The organism is Ensifer adhaerens, assembly GCF_013283195.1.
In the GTDB taxonomy this organism is placed as follows: domain Bacteria; phylum Pseudomonadota; class Alphaproteobacteria; order Rhizobiales; family Rhizobiaceae; genus Ensifer; species Ensifer adhaerens_G.
On the sequence record NZ_JABEKT010000003.1, the window covers coordinates 135,238 to 150,618 of the forward strand.

The window sequence follows — 15,381 nt, forward strand, 5'->3', positions numbered from 1 at the left end:
GCTCAAACAACCGCTGCTTGTCGGGCCGAAGTTGGAGACCGAAGCAAAATTCATTGCGCACACCGCGTTTCAGGACGCCCAGAGGAAGATTTGCGTCGCTTCTCCGGTAACTGGCGCGAGAAGAAATGAACTCGAACGCGGGATGTGGAGCTTTTCTCCTACCCACCCACGATACTGTGACTGCAAGCGGATGGCCGGCTGCACGGTTGGCTATGGAGATTGGCCGCCGCCATGCCCGAGAGGGTCATTGACGGCGTCGCCTTCGCACGATGCAGGCGTCTCCAGGCAGGCATTGGGTTGATTAACGAATTTGAACAGAGACTTAGGCGTTGCCAGTGAAGAAACAGAAAAACTGCCGGGTAGTTCGGTTGGGAAGACCCTCCCAACCGAACTGCCGTCGGTGAACCGGGCTACTGGGCCGCTTCGACGCCTGGAAAACGAGGAAACAGAACCTCGTTTTCCAGATGCATATGCGTGACAAGATCGTCGCAGAACTTTTCAACGCCGATGTAGAGAGCTGTCCAGGACCGACATGCGTCGCCCGGAAGCGCAAAGCCATGCGTCAAATGCTCGATCACGGCGAGACTTCTACTTTCGATTGTATGCTCGTCCCGCATGCCTGCGATCAAATGCCCGATATCCGGATCCGGCTCATGCCGCATCATGGGAAACAGAGCGAGCTCTTCTCGCGCCATGTGGGGAAGGAGGTGATCCTTCAGTTCGGCGAGCGCCTCTGCAAGGCCGAGCGGCGCCGAGCGATGCGAACCGTGAACGTGTTCTACCTTTTGGGCGAGCGGGATCAGCCATTCCAAGTCGTTGCGGTGTGTCTGATGATATCGCTCCAGGATATGAGCGATAAGCTCACTGGTCTCACCCGGCGCTTCGCGCCTTGCCGCGAGCTCGAGCGCCTGGAGACGCGCGAGCAGGTGAACCGCATCGACGCCGGCATCTGCCGCCGCCTCGGCAAGCGACGCCTCGCCGCCGCAGCAAAAGTTGATACCGTGCTGCCTGAGCAGTTCGGCAGCCCCCGGAAGCTCGCATGCAAACGCTCCGACGGAAGTGTCCTGGTTATAGTCAGTCAATGTGTTCTCCCTACTGCCTCAGGCGGTGATCAACCGCGGGCGAAGTTAAGACGGGACAAGATTATGACCCGCTGATCAGTTGGGAAACTGAGCCGTTTTGACTGATCGTTCTTTGTTGAAACGCAACTTCTATCAGGAGAGATCGCAACCGCAGACGATCTGAATATCCGAAGGATCCTAGCCGGCGTTGCCGTGGCGGCGGCGCCAGTTGGCCAGGCGCTCTCGATCAAACGAGAAGACTTCGTCGATCACCGTACCGTCGGCAGACACCGTCGCCGTCCAGAGGCGACCGCCGCACCGCAGCGTCAGCCTGAATGTTCCCAGGTGCTCCCCCTGACCGATCTCAACCTGGCTCCTGACTTCGCCACGGTTGAGGCGGCTCCGCAGCTCCGTCGGCGGTAGGCGCAGCGCCGATGACATGGTTGCAGCCGGCACGGAAAAATCGCCACCGGCATCGCGTTCGACGCGCAGAATTCGCCGGCTTGTCAATGTCAGCATTGGACAGCTCTTTCCGATAACGCATTTTCGTTCGCGAAGGGTCCGGTCCAGTGGAGGCGGTCACGTGATGTCTCGAGGCGGACGGCAAGAAGATCGAACAAGGAACCGTCACCGACGCCGGCGGCTGGCATGCTCGCCAGCAGTTCGGCGACCTCGACCGTGCAATCGCACAATGTCGGATCTTTTACTTCCATATCGATCATCACGCTGATCCTCCGCTGTGCTCGATCGTCCAACAGATGGACGTTCGTCGGGGTACCTGTCCGTTCCTTGTTAGGCTCGCAGCGACACGCCCTCGTTGCGCTGACGCAAGCTTTCGATGTTCACCACGTCTCACCTCGGTGTCGCCGCTACGACAGCATGCCGCATGTCCGCCGATTTACAGCGTCGTTCTCGAGGCCTATGGAATGCACCATCAGAAGACATTGATGGAAACATCATGGGTGCGACGCTGCTTCCAACCAGCATATCCGAAGACCTGATCACGGCAATTGTTCACGACTTCTACGACCGTATCCGTCGCGACTCCGTGCTTGGACCTATCTTCAACGCGCGCATCGGCGAACACTGGGATTTGCATCTTTCAACGCTCGTCGACTTCTGGTCGTCCATCGCCCTGAAAACGGGCCGCTATGGCGGCAAGCCTCACGTCGTGCACCAAGGCCTCGACGTTACACCCGAACACTTCGAGCACTGGCTCAAAATGTTCGAGGCAACCGTTTCCCAACATTGCGCCGGTGAGGCGGCAGACTTCTTTCTCGACCGTGCAAGGCGGATCGCCGAGAGTCTGCAGATCGGTCTCAACATCGGACCGAACGCACTCAAGCTGCCCACGAGGCACCTGTAGATTGGACATTTTCAACGACGTTTCCGCCAGCTTACCGGCAGGCGCCGTCCGCCAGGCCCGGCCGAACCAGGAATGGAACAAAGCCCTGCAGCCATATGGCGAAGGCGGCCGACCACAGAATGGCGCTTGCCGCATGATGGGCGCCGTAGAATTCCGGTACAAAGCCGAACTCCGGCAGAACCCTCAGGACGGCCGACGCGGCCACAAGCCCAATTGAGACATAGGCTTGCCACGGCAAGGCGACGAGATCCCGGCCAGTATGGCGCAGCCCTGCGACGATGAAGACTGCGATGACGGCAAGCCCGAGCGTGCCGACGCCGAGCAGGTGCAATCCCGCAAGTACGGGCACATCCGCACCAAGACGCGCAGCGCCGAGCGCCAGGAAACCCAAGCCCCCGAACATATTGGCCACTGCAAGCGTCAGCACCTCTGGCTTGAGCACGGCGCGACCGATGAACCACTCGGCCAGCCGATCGAAAAAGGCCGCTCCCGCTGCCAAGGCGATCCAGCCCGGCACGAGGGAGTGGGGAAGAAGCAATGACAAAACGATGTAGGCCGACACCATGGCGCTTGCCGCATGCCGGCGACCCGGATGCGGACGGTAGGGCGAGCTTGCCCCCGTCGGGTCCAGGGCGAGGTTGATGACGACGACGCTGATGCGCGCGGCCGAAAGGGAAAAGAACACCACGAAAATGGACAGCGCAGCATCGATAAACCGCGCAGAAAGCTCGTACTCACCCAGAAACCACGCGATACGGATACCCGCCTCGGCAAACACGAATGCGCTGAGCCAGAACACGAACGACAGATGATTGGTGGTTCGGCGGGCGATCATCGGCCTGATGATCACGACCAGAAGCGCACAGTAGAACACCATGTCCGTCAATCCGGCAAACAGACTTAGAGCATCCCACCCGACAACACCGACGATACGTCCTGGCAGCCAGAGTAGCGCAAACATGACAAGGGCGCGGGACCTTGTCGGGTTCGTATCCGTCCATTCCGGCACCGCCGATGCGAGAAAGCCCGCCAAAGCCATGCCGTAAGTCCCAAAGAGCATCTCGTGCGCGTGCCATTGCGACGAAGGAATGCTGGTTGCAAGCGGCAGGTCGTAGGCGTCGACGATGACCCATAGCACTGGCCATAACGCGCCGTGCGCGGCCGCAAGCGGGAAGAAAAGGCGCAATGCCTCTTTCAATACAGGCGCCGTCTTCATGTCGATCTTTCCTCGGCAGAAAAAAGCTCGGCGAAGTCCCGATCCTGTGTCCATTGGGTTAGGCGATGGAAGATTTCGAGATCGGAGCGCTCGCCCGGCCGGCCCTCGATGGTCTTGTGCGTGAGAACGGATCCATCCCTGGCCGACAACACGAGCAGGCGATCACAGATGCGCAATGCTTCTGCGAGGTCGTGGGTGACGAAAAGAGCGCCGAAACCCTGCTGGCGCGCAGCCGTCATGATCTGGTCCTGAAGAAGTCGCCTCAGCCCGACATCGACCGCGCTGAACGGCTCGTCGAGAAACATCATGTCGGGAGAGACCGCGAGCGCCCGGGCAACACCCGCCCGCTGGCGCATGCCGCCAGAAAGCTCCGAGGGATACTTGCCGAAATCCGTCTCGCGAAGCCCAACACCGAGCGCACATTCGCCTGCTCGTTTGCGTCGCTCGGACAAACGCACGCCATCAGCGGCCAGCCCGTAAGCGATGTTGTCGAGCAAGGTCAGCCAGGGCAGCAAGCGCGGTTCCTGGAACACGACCGCATGCCGCCGATAGGTCCGCACGACCCTTCCCTTCGCCGGCTCGACGATGCCGGCGGCAATCTGGAGAAGCGTGGTCTTGCCACATCCCGAGGGGCCAAGCAGGCCTACGATCTCTCCGCCGTCGATCGACAGATCGAAATTCTCAAACACCGTGCGTCCGAGAAATGCATGTCCGACGCGGCTCATCGTCAGCTTCATCGCTTCACCCCCCAGGGCAAACCGGCGGCGCGCCACCGCTCCAGTGCTTCGCGCAGCAGATGCAGGAAGCCATAGTCCGTCAGAAGTGCGAGCACCACGGTGATCGCCAGCCAGGCCGTGACCTGTGGAATGTCGAAGAGCGCGCGAGCCTCCGCCAGCGCGCCTCCAATCCCGCCGGAGTTCGACAACAGCTCGGCCATGACAGTCACCTTCCAGGCACTGCCGGCGGTCGTTGTCCAGGCGGGAAACAGATAGGAAAGGACATGCGGCCCCGTGACCGTGCGCAGCTGGTAGAAGCGAGACGCACCGAACGCCTTAGCCATGACCTCCAGCTGGCGGTCACGCTTGGCCACGCCCTCAAGCGCGCCGGCAAAGGAGACCGGCAGCGAGGCGATGACCACGGTCATGACGGCGGTGCCACCGGATGAGCCGAACCAGATCAGCGCCAGCACGATCCACCCGATCGGCGGAACCCCGAGCATGACGGTGACCACTGGCTTCAGCAGCCGCATCGCCGCGAAGGAATAGCCTGCGGCAAGACCGAGAGCGGTTCCGAAAACCGCCGCCAGTGCGAAGCCTGTCAGCGCGCGCCCGGCACTTTGCGCGATAATGGATCGAGACAGCGGATCCTCTGCAATCCGCATGATCGCCGAAACCGTTTCCAATGGAGACGGGAGGATGAAAGAGCCATAGATCTCGTGACCGGCCTGCCACGCGGCGAGAAAACAGCAGATCCCGGCAGCGCCGGCCCAGGCGGACCAAAGGTACCGTCCAAGCCAGCTCCCGGCCGCAAGGCAGTTTGTGCGCAGGGTCACAGCAGATAAAAACCGTCGTCTGGCAGCCTTCCGCCGATGATCGCGGGGTTGGTCTGCGCAAGAATTTCGTAGAAATGCTCCAGATCCGGTCGCGCCGCGCGTGCGCGGGAAGCAACCAGATGGCTTGTGGGAAAGGACGCAGCGATGATCTCGGGCGGGAAGCCCAGGGCTTCCGAAGCGCTGGCGGTGGCCGTCAGCGGATCGGCAAGCACTTGCTCAAGTGCCTTTTCCAGGGCCAATTGAAGCCCTTCCACCCCTGACGAACCGATCCGGTCGCACATCTCACGTGTCAATGCCAGGCCTGCCTGAGGAATGGCTGGCTTTCCCGAAAACTTCGCCCATTCCTGTTGGACGTCGATCACCCGGTGCACATCCATGAACAGGGATTTGGCCTTCAGGATCACCCCGGTCGCCGCCGGTTCGCTGAGCAGCGCTGCATCCACCCGGCCAGTCAGGAGCAGTTGAACGGCCTCGGGCGGTGTCGCCGCATATTCCAGACGGATCGCCGATGGCTCCATCCCCGCCTCCTGAACGAGCCGGCCGATGACGAGATCTGGCATGTCGTTTCGAAGCGGAAGCGCGAGAGACTTGCCTCTCAAGCTTTCAAGCGTCGTCAGCGTCTCGTCCTTGGAGACGATATAGAGCAGGCCATTGCTGAGAATGTTGAGCAGGCCTATGTCCAGGCCGCGGTTGCGCAGGTTTGCGGCACCGTAGCTCGGCATCACCACGGCACCCATGTTCCCCGACGCCACTGCGGCACGCATTTCATCAGGCGATTTCCACGCTTTAAAGACGGCACCCGGCATGACATCGGCAAGCAGGCCTGATTTGATCGCATGCGCCAGCACCGCACTTGGCGCAGCCGGTGGGCCGTAAATCGTCGGCACCTCGCGGGCACGCACTATCGGCGGCGCACCGAGGCCCGAAAGCGCCATGACGGACAGGCCGGCCAATGCCTTGCGGCGGGTAAGAACAACCATCGGTGTTTTCCTTGTGCTAGAAGCGCGCCTTGAGACCGGCGTAAAAGCCGCGACCATCGCCTGGCAGGTAAACCGCCTGGTTGGCGCTCGCCTGATCGACGATCAGTGTCGATGACGCGTAGGTCTTGTCGAAGAGGTTGGTGATTTCGCCGTAGAACGAGAAGACGTCATTGACGCGGTACTCAGTCCTAAGGTCGACGACCGCATAGGGATCGGCATAGACGGTGTTCATGTTGTCGACGGGCGTTTTCGACGGGACCCATTGCAGTGCTGCGATCAGATCCCAGTCTTCGTTCGCCGCGTATTGAAGGCTTGCATGCACGACCTGGCGAGGTGCGCCCGCAAGCCTGTTGTCACCCCGCAGCGGATCATCATCAAAGCGGAAGTCCTGGTAGGTATAGGCAAGACGCGCGCTCCATTTGTCGGTGATCGGCCGGGAAAGCCCGAATTCCACACCGAAATGGGTGGTCCTATCAGCGTTGAACGCCGCGAGCAGCGAGCCGCTTTCATCGCGCAGGCTCAGCAATTCATCATGCACCCAGGAGTAATAGGTCACAGCGTCGAAGGACCATGCCCCCTGCTGGCCGCGCCACCCGGCCTCCAGGGTGGTGGCCGTCTGAGCATCCAGGTCAGGCGTCGAGAAACCGCTGGGCGACGCGTTGGGCGTGCCGCCGGTCGTGCCCAGAAGATCGTCATGCGTCGGCGGCTCGAAGCTGCGGCTGAGTGCCGCGAACAACATCTGATCTTCGTTCGGCCGCCAGCTTACCGCCAGCGCCGGGCTCCAGCCGCCATAATCCCGCCCGTAGCTCGTGTCCGCCGCCGGAACGGTGGAATTCACCGCTCCACCGGGACCGAACGCGAGCCTTGGACGCGACGCCGCGGACCATTGATCGTCATTGTCCCTCGTAGCGTAGGTGTAGGACAGCGACGGAGAAAGCGTTACCGCGTCTGAAAGCGGTATGTTGAAGCCGCCGGTCAGCGATAGCGTCGAGGCATCCAGGTCGTTCGTACCAAAGAGCGCGCCCGCCGTGCCGTTGCGGTTGATCGCATAGGTCCGATCGGATGATCCAACCACATATTGCGCGGTGGCCTCGAACAGAGGCAGCGCTGCAATCTCGTCCGGCTGATAGGCATAACGGAGCTGCGCCGTCAGATCGCCACCATCCGTTCTGCGCACACCGCTCGAGATCGGAAAGCGAAACATATCCCTGGTGTAGGTATATCCGAGCCCGATATCGAACAGGTGTTCTTCGAGCACGATCGAGGTGCGCGAACCGATGAGAAACTGGCTGGCTTCGCGTCGCGGCCGGTCGCGCAAGACATTCGGCCCTATGCTTGACGGCGGGCCGGAAGAAACCTGCCGCGGATCCGCATTGAGCGCCTCGCGGTTCAGTGGCCCCGCGACGTCGAAGGATAGGTCGGTGTAGCCAGCGAAGAGCCGCGTCGAAACGGTATCGGAAAGCTCCAGCTCAACCGCGCCGCCTAAGGAGACACGCTGCGAGCCGTTATAAACGCGGAACCCGTCACGGCGGCTGATATCGGCATAAATACCTGCGGCGAAGCGCTCGCCATCGAACCCTGTTCGCGCCGATGCGTCCGCATGCCCGAAACTTCCACCACCGGTGGCAAGCACGGTTTCGTCATCGATGGGCGAAACAAAATTCATCGCGCCGCCGAGCACGCTCGCGCCGAGGCGATTGGCAAGGTAGCCGCGATAGACCTCGATCAGGCTGGCTTCGCCAGGATTTGCAAGACCAACGATGTAAGATCCGTCGGCGCGATTGATCGCAAGTCCGTCCTTGAGCACGAGAATGCCGCGTTCGACCGGGTTCTGCTGAAGCCCCGAACCCCGGATCTGGATGCGCGGCTGATCATTGCCGCCAAAAAACCGCTGGACCACCACGCCGGGCACGGCCTCCAGCGCCTGGGCAACGGTCGGTATTGCAGGCGCGGGCGTCGCGTCAACGTCGACTGACGCCACGCCCCCAGGCAGAGCCTGCAGTCGACGCGCCGCTTCATCGGCCGTATCCGCCCACCTGCTGCCAGTCACGGTTATGGTTTGCAACGTCGTTGTGGCGCCTGGCGTCGCCGATTGCGCTAACGCGAGGTTTGACACACCCGTCGCCAACGCACCGCCCATCACTAAAGCTTGCCAGCCCACCCTTTGCATGCCCCTGTCCTTTCAACCCCTGATGTTGAAAGGGATATCGGCGATCACCCGATGACCGACTTTGCGCCAGCGCAAACAATGCCGATAAGATGACTAAAACTTGAAGGTTTTATCGGCGCCATCCGTGTTCGGTTCCAAAGTCTCCGATCCGTCCTCGATACGGCGATGGGACGCCGATGGAGTTGGCATGACCGTGGATTTCGCCGTGCATGCTGGCGCGGTTGCGGCACGGCTTTGCGAAAGCCTGCCGGGACGATTCAAACGAGATCGCTCGCGTCTTCCGGGTCATGCCGGTCCGTCAACAGCTGGTTGGCAACGATAATTTCCAACGAACTTTGACCTGGCGCAAATCAGAACGGAAAGGATGGCTTAACATCCAATCGAACAAGGGATCGAATCGGGGAGTTGCGCCTTGAAACGGATTGGCGGCATTTGGGCGATGTCCCTGCGCATCCTGTGCGTTCTGACGCTGATCTCGATCGGTCTCATCCACAATGCGCCGCCGCGCGCCGACCTGCCTTCACAGGCCACGGCCGAAGCAAGCTATATGCTGCCCGACGGCTCAATGCCGGATCAATGCCTGGGCACCGGTGAGGATCACAAGTCCAAACCTGCAGCCGGATGCGAAACATGCCGGTTGGCCGCAAACACATTGCTTCCCGACCCAGCCGACACGATCGGCGCGCCGGTTTCGTTCCGGGAAGCCACTCCCCCATTCATCACCACCTGCCAGACGCTCCGGCAGCGGTCGCTGGCGTATGGCGTTTCCGCCCGAGGGCCCCCGACGCTAACGGCCACGTGATCAGCCGAGGCGCTTCGTCGTCGCTGCGATGGATCAATACCAGAGCGGTTTGCTTGCAAAACGCCCCCTGACCATGTCGAGAGCCGGCACCACGACCCAGGTCGATGCGACAACGCATCGCCATGCACGATCCTGCCCGTCAAGCCAACGGCAGAGTGGGCGGTCGCTCTCAGTTCCCCACCAATCAGTTGAAAAACAAAGGCAGGCGCACGACGACACGTATTCCGTGCTCGGTGCCGCCGCAAGGAAACCACATGCGCAATACACTCAAAACCACCGCCCTCCTCGCCACTGCCGCACTCGCACTTGCCGGCCAGAGCCACGCAGAAATCAGGGTTGTCGATGTCAAGGGACGGGAGGTCATCCTGGACGCACCGGCAAAGCGCGTGATCCTCAATTTCTACTACGAGGATTTCATTGCAGTCGTCGGTCCCGGCGCGATGGACAAGGTCGCAGCTCTATCGCTGTCGACCTGGAAAGACTGGCGTCCCAATCAGTTCGAAGCCTACGCAAAGGCGATCCCCGCGCTGCCCACGATCCCCGACATTGGCGACACGGAAAACGGCACCTTCTCGGTTGAAAAAGTGATCGCAACGAGGCCCGACCTCGTGATCCTCTCGGCGTGGGCCTTCGATTCTCTGGGGGCCTCGGTCGACCAGATCACCTCGGCAGGCATACCGGTTGTCACGCTCGACTACAATTCGCAGACGGTCGAGAAGCACGTCCAGTCTACCCTTGTCCTCGGCCGGGTGATGGGCAGCGAAGAGCGGGCGGAAAAGCTTGCAAAGCAGTACGAAGACGCGATGCACGACATCAAGCGGCGAATTGAATCGGCTCCGCCGAGCAACAAGAAGGTCTATGTCGAACTTGCCCAGAAGGGTGCGCAGGACGTCGGCAACAGCTATGGCAAGACGATGTGGGGCGCGCTCGTTGACGAGCTCGGCGGTATCAATATCGCAAAGGACCAGGTTGAGAACTGGGGCCCGCTGAGCCCGGAATATGTGCTCACCCAGAAGCCCGACCTGGTGTTCCTGGCCGGATCCGAATGGGCGAACAAGCCCTTGTCGGTCTCGGTCGGGTTTGGCGCCTCCGAAGAACTGGTGCGCGACCGGATGGAGGCCTATGTCGAACGTCCCGGCTGGAGCACGCTGCCGGCGGTCCAGAACGGCGGCGTCCATGCCATCTATCATGGCGGTACGCGTACCCTGTCCGACTTTGTCTACGCGGAGTACATTGCAAAACAGCTTTATCCCGACGCCTTCAAAGACGTCGATCCTGTCGCAGACATCCGGCGCTACTACGACACCTGGATGCCGATCAAGGCAGACGGCGTGTTCGTCCTTCCCTACGAAGCGAGCGTCAAATGACCGGCGCTGTCTTTGAGACGGCACATGTGGTCGCCGACTACCGGCGAGCCACGGCGAGGCGGCTCGGCGCCATTGGCGTCGGGCTGGCAGCCCTCTTGATCCTGGTCCTGGTGGATTTTCTGACCGGGCCGTCCGGCATGTCGCTGTTCGACGTGTGGTCCGCCCTTCTGGCCGGCCCGAAGGGCGACGACGTTGCGGCCGCGACCATCCTCTGGCAGCTACGCATGCCTCAAACCCTGATGGGCGCGCTTGTCGGGGCCTGCCTTGGGATCGCGGGACTGCAGATGCAGACTATCCTGGACAATCCTCTGGCAAGCCCGTTTACCCTCGGCTTCTCCGCCGCCGCAGGCTTTGGGGCGGCGCTTGCCATCATGTTCGGCGGCCTCGTTCCGCTTCCGGGTTTCATCGTTGTCCCAGCGATGGCCTTTGCCATGACCCTCCTTGCCTGCGCGCTCGTCTATTTCGTGGCGCAACTCAGGGGAGCCACACCAGAAATCCTCGTTCTGGCGGGCATAGCAGTCCTGTTCCTGTTTCAGTCGATGCAATCGCTGTTGCAATTCCTGGCCTCGCCGGAAGTGCTCCAGCAGATCGTGTTCTGGCTGTTTGGCAGCCTTCTGAAGGCGAACTGGACCTCGGTCACGGTCACCGCAGCGATCCTTGCGGCCTGCCTGCCCTTTGTCGCGCGGGATTGCTGGAGGCTGACAGTGCTTCGTCTTGGCGAGGCCAACGCCTCCAGCCTCGGCCTTTCGGTGAGTGCGTTGCGCAAGCGCAGCTTCGTCCTGGTCGCGCTATTGACCGCGGCCGCCGTCTCTTTCGTCGGCACGATCGGCTTCGTCGGCCTTATCGCCCCGCATGTTGCCCGCACCGCAGTGGGCGAAGATCATCGCTTTGCATTTCCTTTTGCCGCAATTGCAGGCGCGATCATCCTGATTGGTGCTTCGGTCTTCGGCAAACTGCTCTCGCCAGCTTCGGTCATCCCGGTCGGCATCATCACTGCCGTTGCCGGCATCCCCATGTTGTTCCTCGTTATCGTTCGTCGGGGAGGAAGTGAAATATCATGAAGGAAGAACTCATCCTCGATCGAGTCAGCGTCAGGCGGGGACGCATGACGATCGTCGATTCGCTCTCGTTGTCCTTTCCCGCAAACCAGATCGTCGCCCTTGCCGGTCCCAACGGCGCCGGAAAGTCCACGCTTCTGGGCGCCATCGCCGGAAGGCTCGCCCATTCGGGATCGGTGCGGTGGGGCGCGGGGCCGCTGAACGCCCGGAGCGTCGGTTTCATGCCGCAACACTGCTGCACCAAGGCGGATCTCTCGGTGTTGCAAACTCTTCTGCTCGGATGCCACGAGCAGCTCGGCTTTCGCGTCGGAGAAGGCGAGCTTCAGCAGGCCAGCGAGATGCTCCACGAGTTCGGCCTCGAGGCGCTCGCACGCCGTCAGGTTGGAACGCTCTCGGGCGGCCAGCAGCAACTCGTGTTGCTCGCTCAGAGGTTGATGCGGCGCCCGAAGCTCCTCATCCTCGACGAGTCGACCTGCGCGCTCGACATCCGCCATCAGCTCACTGTCCTCGACATTCTCAGGAAGTATGTGGCGCGGACCGGTGCGCTGGTGCTCATGGCAATCCACGACCTGAACCTTGCGGCAAGGGCAGCGGACATTCTCCTGCTTTTACGGGCAGGGCGGCTGATGGCATGGGGAACTGCCGCCGAAGTGCTCACCGCCGAAAACGTTGCCGCCATCTACGATGTCGAGGCGAGAGTCCTCGCAACCGATGACGGACCCTGTGTGCTTCCCATCGGGCCGCGCCAGCCCATGAAGCCTCCATCGCCCTTTCCACATGAGCAACGCGCCGTCGGGAACGTTCATCTGCAGCATCGGGTTGCAAGAGAGCACACCCGTCATATGCCGCTTGAGGCCCTAAACCAGCGTCAGTCCACATAACAGGCAGCTCGGCTCGACCTGGATGGCGAAACACATTCGAACGGCGCCAGCTTCAATTCAGGTTGGTCGAGCTAAGTAGCGTTTCAGGGGGCGGTTGTGCTATCGGACGATAGTTTTCGCCGCCACTCGAACAATTGACCTGCGAGAAACGTGAAATGAGCGAGATACAGAACAAAGCGGTAGCCCTTCTGACCCAGAACGAGGGCGATCTCTTTTCGCAACCGCCCCATGCCCGTGGCACACTCTTCTTGAGGCGAGCACTCGAACTCTATTTCGCACTTGGCGGCGACGATACGACCGCAACCGATCTAATAGAGGAAGGCATGCAAACCCCACGCTTGCGGGTCGAAGCGGCTGTTGCAAATGTGATGATGGAAGTCGCCGCCGTCAGCCACCTGAATGACATCGACATGGTCCAGGCGGCCTACAATCGGCTGGATGCCGAACTGAAGGCGCCCGGCCTACTCAGGTAAGCAAGCGCCACGGTCGAAGTCTTTCTGGAAATTTTGCGGCTGTTCCCGCGCCGCCTTGGCCGCGCCGGTGGCTGGGAAAAGGCGAACGTCGTCATTGAGAAGGCAGCCCGGATCTCCGGTTCGGTGACGTCACCAAATGTGAAGCGCTGGGTGCAATCCAAGAACGGCGGCGAGGAGGATTAAATTCAGGCGTTGACCGAGCGCGGCGCTTTAAAGTTTTCTGGATCGTCTATCGCCGCACCAAAGGCACGACCGTCGCGGTCGCCGATACCCGCCGGAGCCATCCGTCAATCGATTCCCTCTAGCAAAGTCGAGCATTACACCTTATCATTGCGCTTAATCTAAGCAGTCTTTAGTATGCGACTCCAGAACAGGACGACCTCTTTCACGCGACGCAGTCGGCTTTTCCGTTGAACACGCGGCGCTTCGATGTAGTAGAGAGCGGACGCCAAGATTAGTTTCTTTCATTCCACTCGCGTATACTTCTGATAATGGGGATAATCCATGGCAGGATATGGTACAAACTTCAACCTGATGAAGATGAAGCTCATTGGCTTCGCCAGTATCATTATTGGCTTCCTGGTCGTGGCGTCCGGCTACCGCTATGGCTCCTTTGGGTTCGGATTGGCAGGCGTGATCTTGCTGCTCATCGGGATAGTTTTCATCATCGGTCACGTCCTGCGCCGGAATGAACGGCGGTAGCGTTGTTGCCGCCATGCGCTCTGCAGGCGCAAGGCACACTCACGTGCTGTGTCCGGTAGATCGATGCGGCTGCGCTGTGGGCGCAGCTTCTGAGCGCATTCGAACATTCTTGGGCAGGCCCCCTCCGCTGGTCGGAGCATCGCAGTCACAACGAGTAGTGGGAGTGACGAGAACCCATGACACTTCACGACACCAGGCCGCGCAACGCAGGTGGCGATACGACCGGCCCCCCGACGTCGGTTCGCGTCGTGCTGGGCGGAGTGATGCTTCTGGCCGGATTGGTCGTCCTGACGGATGTGGCGTTTGCGTCGGTCGTTACTCCGGGCTTCATCGGAACCGCTGCCATTTTGGTCGGCACATTCGAAATCGTCCACGCCTTGTGGGCGAGAAGCTGGAGCGCCCTGTCATGGCAGATGCTGCTGGGACTTCTCTACATCGCCTTGGGCCTGATGCTCACCGATGCAGTGGGTTCGAGCGTGATGGAGATCCTGACAAACATCGTGGCCCGATCCGGGCGCACACAAGAGTTGTTGCAAACCTACGTGATCGGCCTGTTGTTCGCCCTGTCGGGGATCGTCAGGATGTTGCTCAGCCTAAGCCACTGGCGTCAGGCAGGATGGACCATGATGCTGTCAGGAGCCTTTGGCGCCGGGGCAGGATTCGCCATCTTGTCCGAGTTCCCAAAGCTAAGTCTGTGGATGTTGGCACTCTTGCTCGGCATCGATTTCCTGGCGCACGGCCTAGCGTGGCTGAGATTTGCATTTTCCCCTCGGCCGGACAGAAGAGGAAACGATGCGGAACCGCCACCCGCGTAGGATGGGTCTCATACCTGGCTCCAGAACGCAGAAAAGCCCACCGTCCTTTCGGTCTGACGGGCTTTTTTTTTGATTTGGTTGCGGGGCGCTTAAGACACCAATACTCATGGATAAGGACCTCCGCCGCATCGATATGACCGATGAGGAACGCACACGTTTCCTGCTCGCAGTCGAACAGACGAAGTTCCTGCCTGCCGACGAAATCTCGTAGGGAGCCAGGAACGTGTCCAAGCATTGGTTTCACGCAAACTGTGCAGTCCACCGCAGCGCGGAGTACACTTCACCTACCCTCTTGCTCATTGCTCGTCTCGATCGCAGGACATCCAGTTACTCCTCGCGCTTCGCACGTGCGATCTGATTAGCAAGCGGCTTGTTGAGATATGAAAGTGCGGCGCACTCTCCAGTCTGGACAAACGCCTCCACCGGCATACCCATGTGAAGCACCAGAGAGCCCAGGCGTCCAAGCTCTGGCTTCGCTGTTACGACCGTTCTCCTCCAGTTCTCATAGCAGGCGTTCGATCGATGCCTAAACAGGGAAGCGAGCCGGGCTTGTAACGACGGAAGCGCTACGCCGGGGGAGACCGGAAGCGTAAGACAGCAAGCAATCAATTGGCGATTTACCAAGGGGCCAATCCAGGTGTTTAGTCCCATGCTTTGATGGTGCAGTATTTTCCATTGAATGGAGGGAGGCACTATGGGCCGGCTTCTTCATGGGAGCGCCACCATGACAGAGGCGGTCCGTCGAGCGATACAACATAGTCAAGAGAGCCTGAGATCACTGGCCAAGCGCTACGGCGTCAACCTGAAGCCGTTGCCAAATGGAAGAAGCGAAACTCTGTCGCTGATCTGCCGACCGGCCCAAGTGAGCCAATGTAATGGCCGGGCGAGACCAGCGAGAAGGTTTCGCCGCAGGTATAGGCTAGCGTGAAATGGGCGCA

16 protein-coding genes and 2 pseudogenes are annotated in these 15,381 nt (G+C 60.6%); 9 read left to right on the plus strand and 9 right to left on the minus strand.

From position 1 onward, the window contains the following. Positions 1–410: 410 nt before the first annotated feature. The 3 genes from ric to LPJGGPFB_RS23595 all read right to left on the minus strand — a co-directional run bounded on the left by ric (position 411) and on the right by LPJGGPFB_RS23595 (position 1,783). Positions 411–1,082, minus strand: coding sequence for an iron-sulfur cluster repair di-iron protein (ric, locus tag LPJGGPFB_RS23585; RefSeq protein ID WP_173422412.1), 672 nt, complete (start codon positions 1,080–1,082; stop codon positions 411–413). A gap of 177 nt (positions 1,083–1,259) precedes the next feature. Then, positions 1,260–1,580 (minus strand): DUF6522 family protein, encoded by a 321-nt coding sequence (locus LPJGGPFB_RS23590; RefSeq protein WP_173422413.1) that lies wholly within the window; start codon positions 1,578–1,580, stop codon positions 1,260–1,262. Then, on the minus strand, positions 1,574–1,783 hold the full coding sequence (locus LPJGGPFB_RS23595; protein WP_173422414.1) for a hypothetical protein: 210 nt from the start codon (positions 1,781–1,783) through the stop codon (positions 1,574–1,576). Before LPJGGPFB_RS23595 ends, LPJGGPFB_RS23590 begins: the two co-directional genes overlap by 7 nt. A gap of 236 nt (positions 1,784–2,019) precedes the next feature. Here LPJGGPFB_RS23595 and LPJGGPFB_RS23600 point away from each other — a divergent pair, with 236 nt between their 5' ends. Continuing rightward, the gene (locus LPJGGPFB_RS23600) at positions 2,020–2,427 is read left to right on the plus strand and encodes a group III truncated hemoglobin (protein ID WP_173422415.1); all 408 of its coding nucleotides are present in this window, start codon (positions 2,020–2,022) and stop codon (positions 2,425–2,427) included. Positions 2,428–2,458: 31 nt separating this feature from the next. Here LPJGGPFB_RS23600 and LPJGGPFB_RS23605 read toward each other — a convergent pair whose 3' ends face one another. The 5 genes from LPJGGPFB_RS23605 to LPJGGPFB_RS23625 all read right to left on the minus strand — a co-directional run bounded on the left by LPJGGPFB_RS23605 (position 2,459) and on the right by LPJGGPFB_RS23625 (position 8,225). Further along, the gene (locus LPJGGPFB_RS23605) at positions 2,459–3,643 is read right to left on the minus strand and encodes an NnrS family protein (RefSeq protein WP_173422416.1); all 1,185 of its coding nucleotides are present in this window, start codon (positions 3,641–3,643) and stop codon (positions 2,459–2,461) included. Continuing rightward, positions 3,640–4,380: an ABC transporter ATP-binding protein gene (locus tag LPJGGPFB_RS23610; protein WP_173422417.1), complete on the minus strand. Its 741-nt coding sequence runs from the start codon at positions 4,378–4,380 to the stop codon at positions 3,640–3,642. The genes LPJGGPFB_RS23605 and LPJGGPFB_RS23610 overlap by 4 nt, the downstream gene beginning before the upstream one ends. Beyond that, positions 4,377–5,024: an ABC transporter permease gene (locus LPJGGPFB_RS23615; RefSeq protein ID WP_234903013.1), complete on the minus strand. Its 648-nt coding sequence runs from the start codon at positions 5,022–5,024 to the stop codon at positions 4,377–4,379. The genes LPJGGPFB_RS23610 and LPJGGPFB_RS23615 overlap by 4 nt, the downstream gene beginning before the upstream one ends. Positions 5,025–5,191: 167 nt before the next feature. Next, on the minus strand, positions 5,192–6,175 hold the full coding sequence (locus LPJGGPFB_RS23620; RefSeq protein ID WP_173422418.1) for an ABC transporter substrate-binding protein: 984 nt from the start codon (positions 6,173–6,175) through the stop codon (positions 5,192–5,194). Positions 6,176–6,191: 16 nt separating this feature from the next. Beyond that, entirely contained in the window at positions 6,192–8,225 is a 2,034-nt protein-coding gene (locus tag LPJGGPFB_RS23625; protein ID WP_345791064.1) for a TonB-dependent receptor family protein, read from the minus strand. A gap of 559 nt (positions 8,226–8,784) precedes the next feature. Between LPJGGPFB_RS23625 and LPJGGPFB_RS23630 the strand changes: the two genes are divergently transcribed. From LPJGGPFB_RS23630 to LPJGGPFB_RS23660, 7 genes are all read left to right on the plus strand, one after another. Next, positions 8,785–9,147: a hypothetical protein gene (locus LPJGGPFB_RS23630; RefSeq protein WP_173422420.1), complete on the plus strand. Its 363-nt coding sequence runs from the start codon at positions 8,785–8,787 to the stop codon at positions 9,145–9,147. 254 nt (positions 9,148–9,401) lie between these two features. Further along, positions 9,402–10,514, plus strand: coding sequence for an ABC transporter substrate-binding protein (locus tag LPJGGPFB_RS23635; protein ID WP_173422421.1), 1,113 nt, complete (start codon positions 9,402–9,404; stop codon positions 10,512–10,514). Beyond that, on the plus strand, positions 10,511–11,575 hold the full coding sequence (locus LPJGGPFB_RS23640) for a FecCD family ABC transporter permease (RefSeq protein WP_173422422.1): 1,065 nt from the start codon (positions 10,511–10,513) through the stop codon (positions 11,573–11,575). The genes LPJGGPFB_RS23635 and LPJGGPFB_RS23640 overlap by 4 nt, the downstream gene beginning before the upstream one ends. After that, entirely contained in the window at positions 11,572–12,453 is an 882-nt protein-coding gene (locus tag LPJGGPFB_RS23645; protein ID WP_173422423.1) for an ABC transporter ATP-binding protein, read from the plus strand. Before LPJGGPFB_RS23640 ends, LPJGGPFB_RS23645 begins: the two co-directional genes overlap by 4 nt. A 155-nt stretch (positions 12,454–12,608) precedes the next feature. Further along, complete coding sequence (locus LPJGGPFB_RS23650) at positions 12,609–12,926, plus strand: hypothetical protein (protein ID WP_173422424.1); 318 nt, start codon at positions 12,609–12,611, stop codon at positions 12,924–12,926. 504 nt (positions 12,927–13,430) lie between these two features. After that, a complete protein-coding gene (locus tag LPJGGPFB_RS23655) occupies positions 13,431–13,628 on the plus strand; it encodes a hypothetical protein (RefSeq protein WP_173422425.1) in 198 nt (65 codons plus the stop codon). A gap of 176 nt (positions 13,629–13,804) precedes the next feature. Continuing rightward, the gene (locus tag LPJGGPFB_RS23660; RefSeq protein WP_234903014.1) at positions 13,805–14,443 is read left to right on the plus strand and encodes an HdeD family acid-resistance protein; all 639 of its coding nucleotides are present in this window, start codon (positions 13,805–13,807) and stop codon (positions 14,441–14,443) included. A gap of 327 nt (positions 14,444–14,770) precedes the next feature. Here the strand turns inward: LPJGGPFB_RS23660 and LPJGGPFB_RS33185 are convergent. After that, positions 14,771–14,911 (minus strand): annotated as a pseudogene (locus LPJGGPFB_RS33185) (HlyD family type I secretion periplasmic adaptor subunit); the annotation flags it as partial. Between the two features lie 226 nt (positions 14,912–15,137). Between LPJGGPFB_RS33185 and LPJGGPFB_RS23665 the strand changes: the two are divergent. After that, positions 15,138–15,313 (plus strand): annotated as a pseudogene (locus LPJGGPFB_RS23665) (IS481 family transposase); the annotation flags it as partial. Between the last annotated feature and the right edge of the window lie 68 nt (positions 15,314–15,381).

Coding starts and splice junctions, on each gene's coding strand:
- LPJGGPFB_RS23630 (WP_173422420.1), top strand. CDS start 8,785: ATGTCCCTGCGCATCCTGTGCGTTCTGACGCTGATCTCGATCGGTCTC.
- LPJGGPFB_RS23600 (WP_173422415.1), top strand. CDS start 2,020: ATGGGTGCGACGCTGCTTCCAACCAGCATATCCGAAGACCTGATCACG.
- LPJGGPFB_RS23615 (WP_234903013.1), bottom strand. CDS start 5,024: ATGCGGATTGCAGAGGATCCGCTGTCTCGATCCATTATCGCGCAAAGT.
- LPJGGPFB_RS23605 (WP_173422416.1), bottom strand. CDS start 3,643: ATGAAGACGGCGCCTGTATTGAAAGAGGCATTGCGCCTTTTCTTCCCG.
- LPJGGPFB_RS23660 (WP_234903014.1), top strand. CDS start 13,805: ATGACACTTCACGACACCAGGCCGCGCAACGCAGGTGGCGATACGACC.
- LPJGGPFB_RS23655 (WP_173422425.1), top strand. CDS start 13,431: ATGGCAGGATATGGTACAAACTTCAACCTGATGAAGATGAAGCTCATT.
- LPJGGPFB_RS23645 (WP_173422423.1), top strand. CDS start 11,572: ATGAAGGAAGAACTCATCCTCGATCGAGTCAGCGTCAGGCGGGGACGC.
- LPJGGPFB_RS23640 (WP_173422422.1), top strand. CDS start 10,511: ATGACCGGCGCTGTCTTTGAGACGGCACATGTGGTCGCCGACTACCGG.
- LPJGGPFB_RS23610 (WP_173422417.1), bottom strand. CDS start 4,380: ATGAAGCTGACGATGAGCCGCGTCGGACATGCATTTCTCGGACGCACG.
- LPJGGPFB_RS23595 (WP_173422414.1), bottom strand. CDS start 1,783: ATGATCGATATGGAAGTAAAAGATCCGACATTGTGCGATTGCACGGTC.
- LPJGGPFB_RS23635 (WP_173422421.1), top strand. CDS start 9,402: ATGCGCAATACACTCAAAACCACCGCCCTCCTCGCCACTGCCGCACTC.
- LPJGGPFB_RS23620 (WP_173422418.1), bottom strand. CDS start 6,175: ATGGTTGTTCTTACCCGCCGCAAGGCATTGGCCGGCCTGTCCGTCATG.
- LPJGGPFB_RS23590 (WP_173422413.1), bottom strand. CDS start 1,580: ATGCTGACATTGACAAGCCGGCGAATTCTGCGCGTCGAACGCGATGCC.
- LPJGGPFB_RS23650 (WP_173422424.1), top strand. CDS start 12,609: ATGAGCGAGATACAGAACAAAGCGGTAGCCCTTCTGACCCAGAACGAG.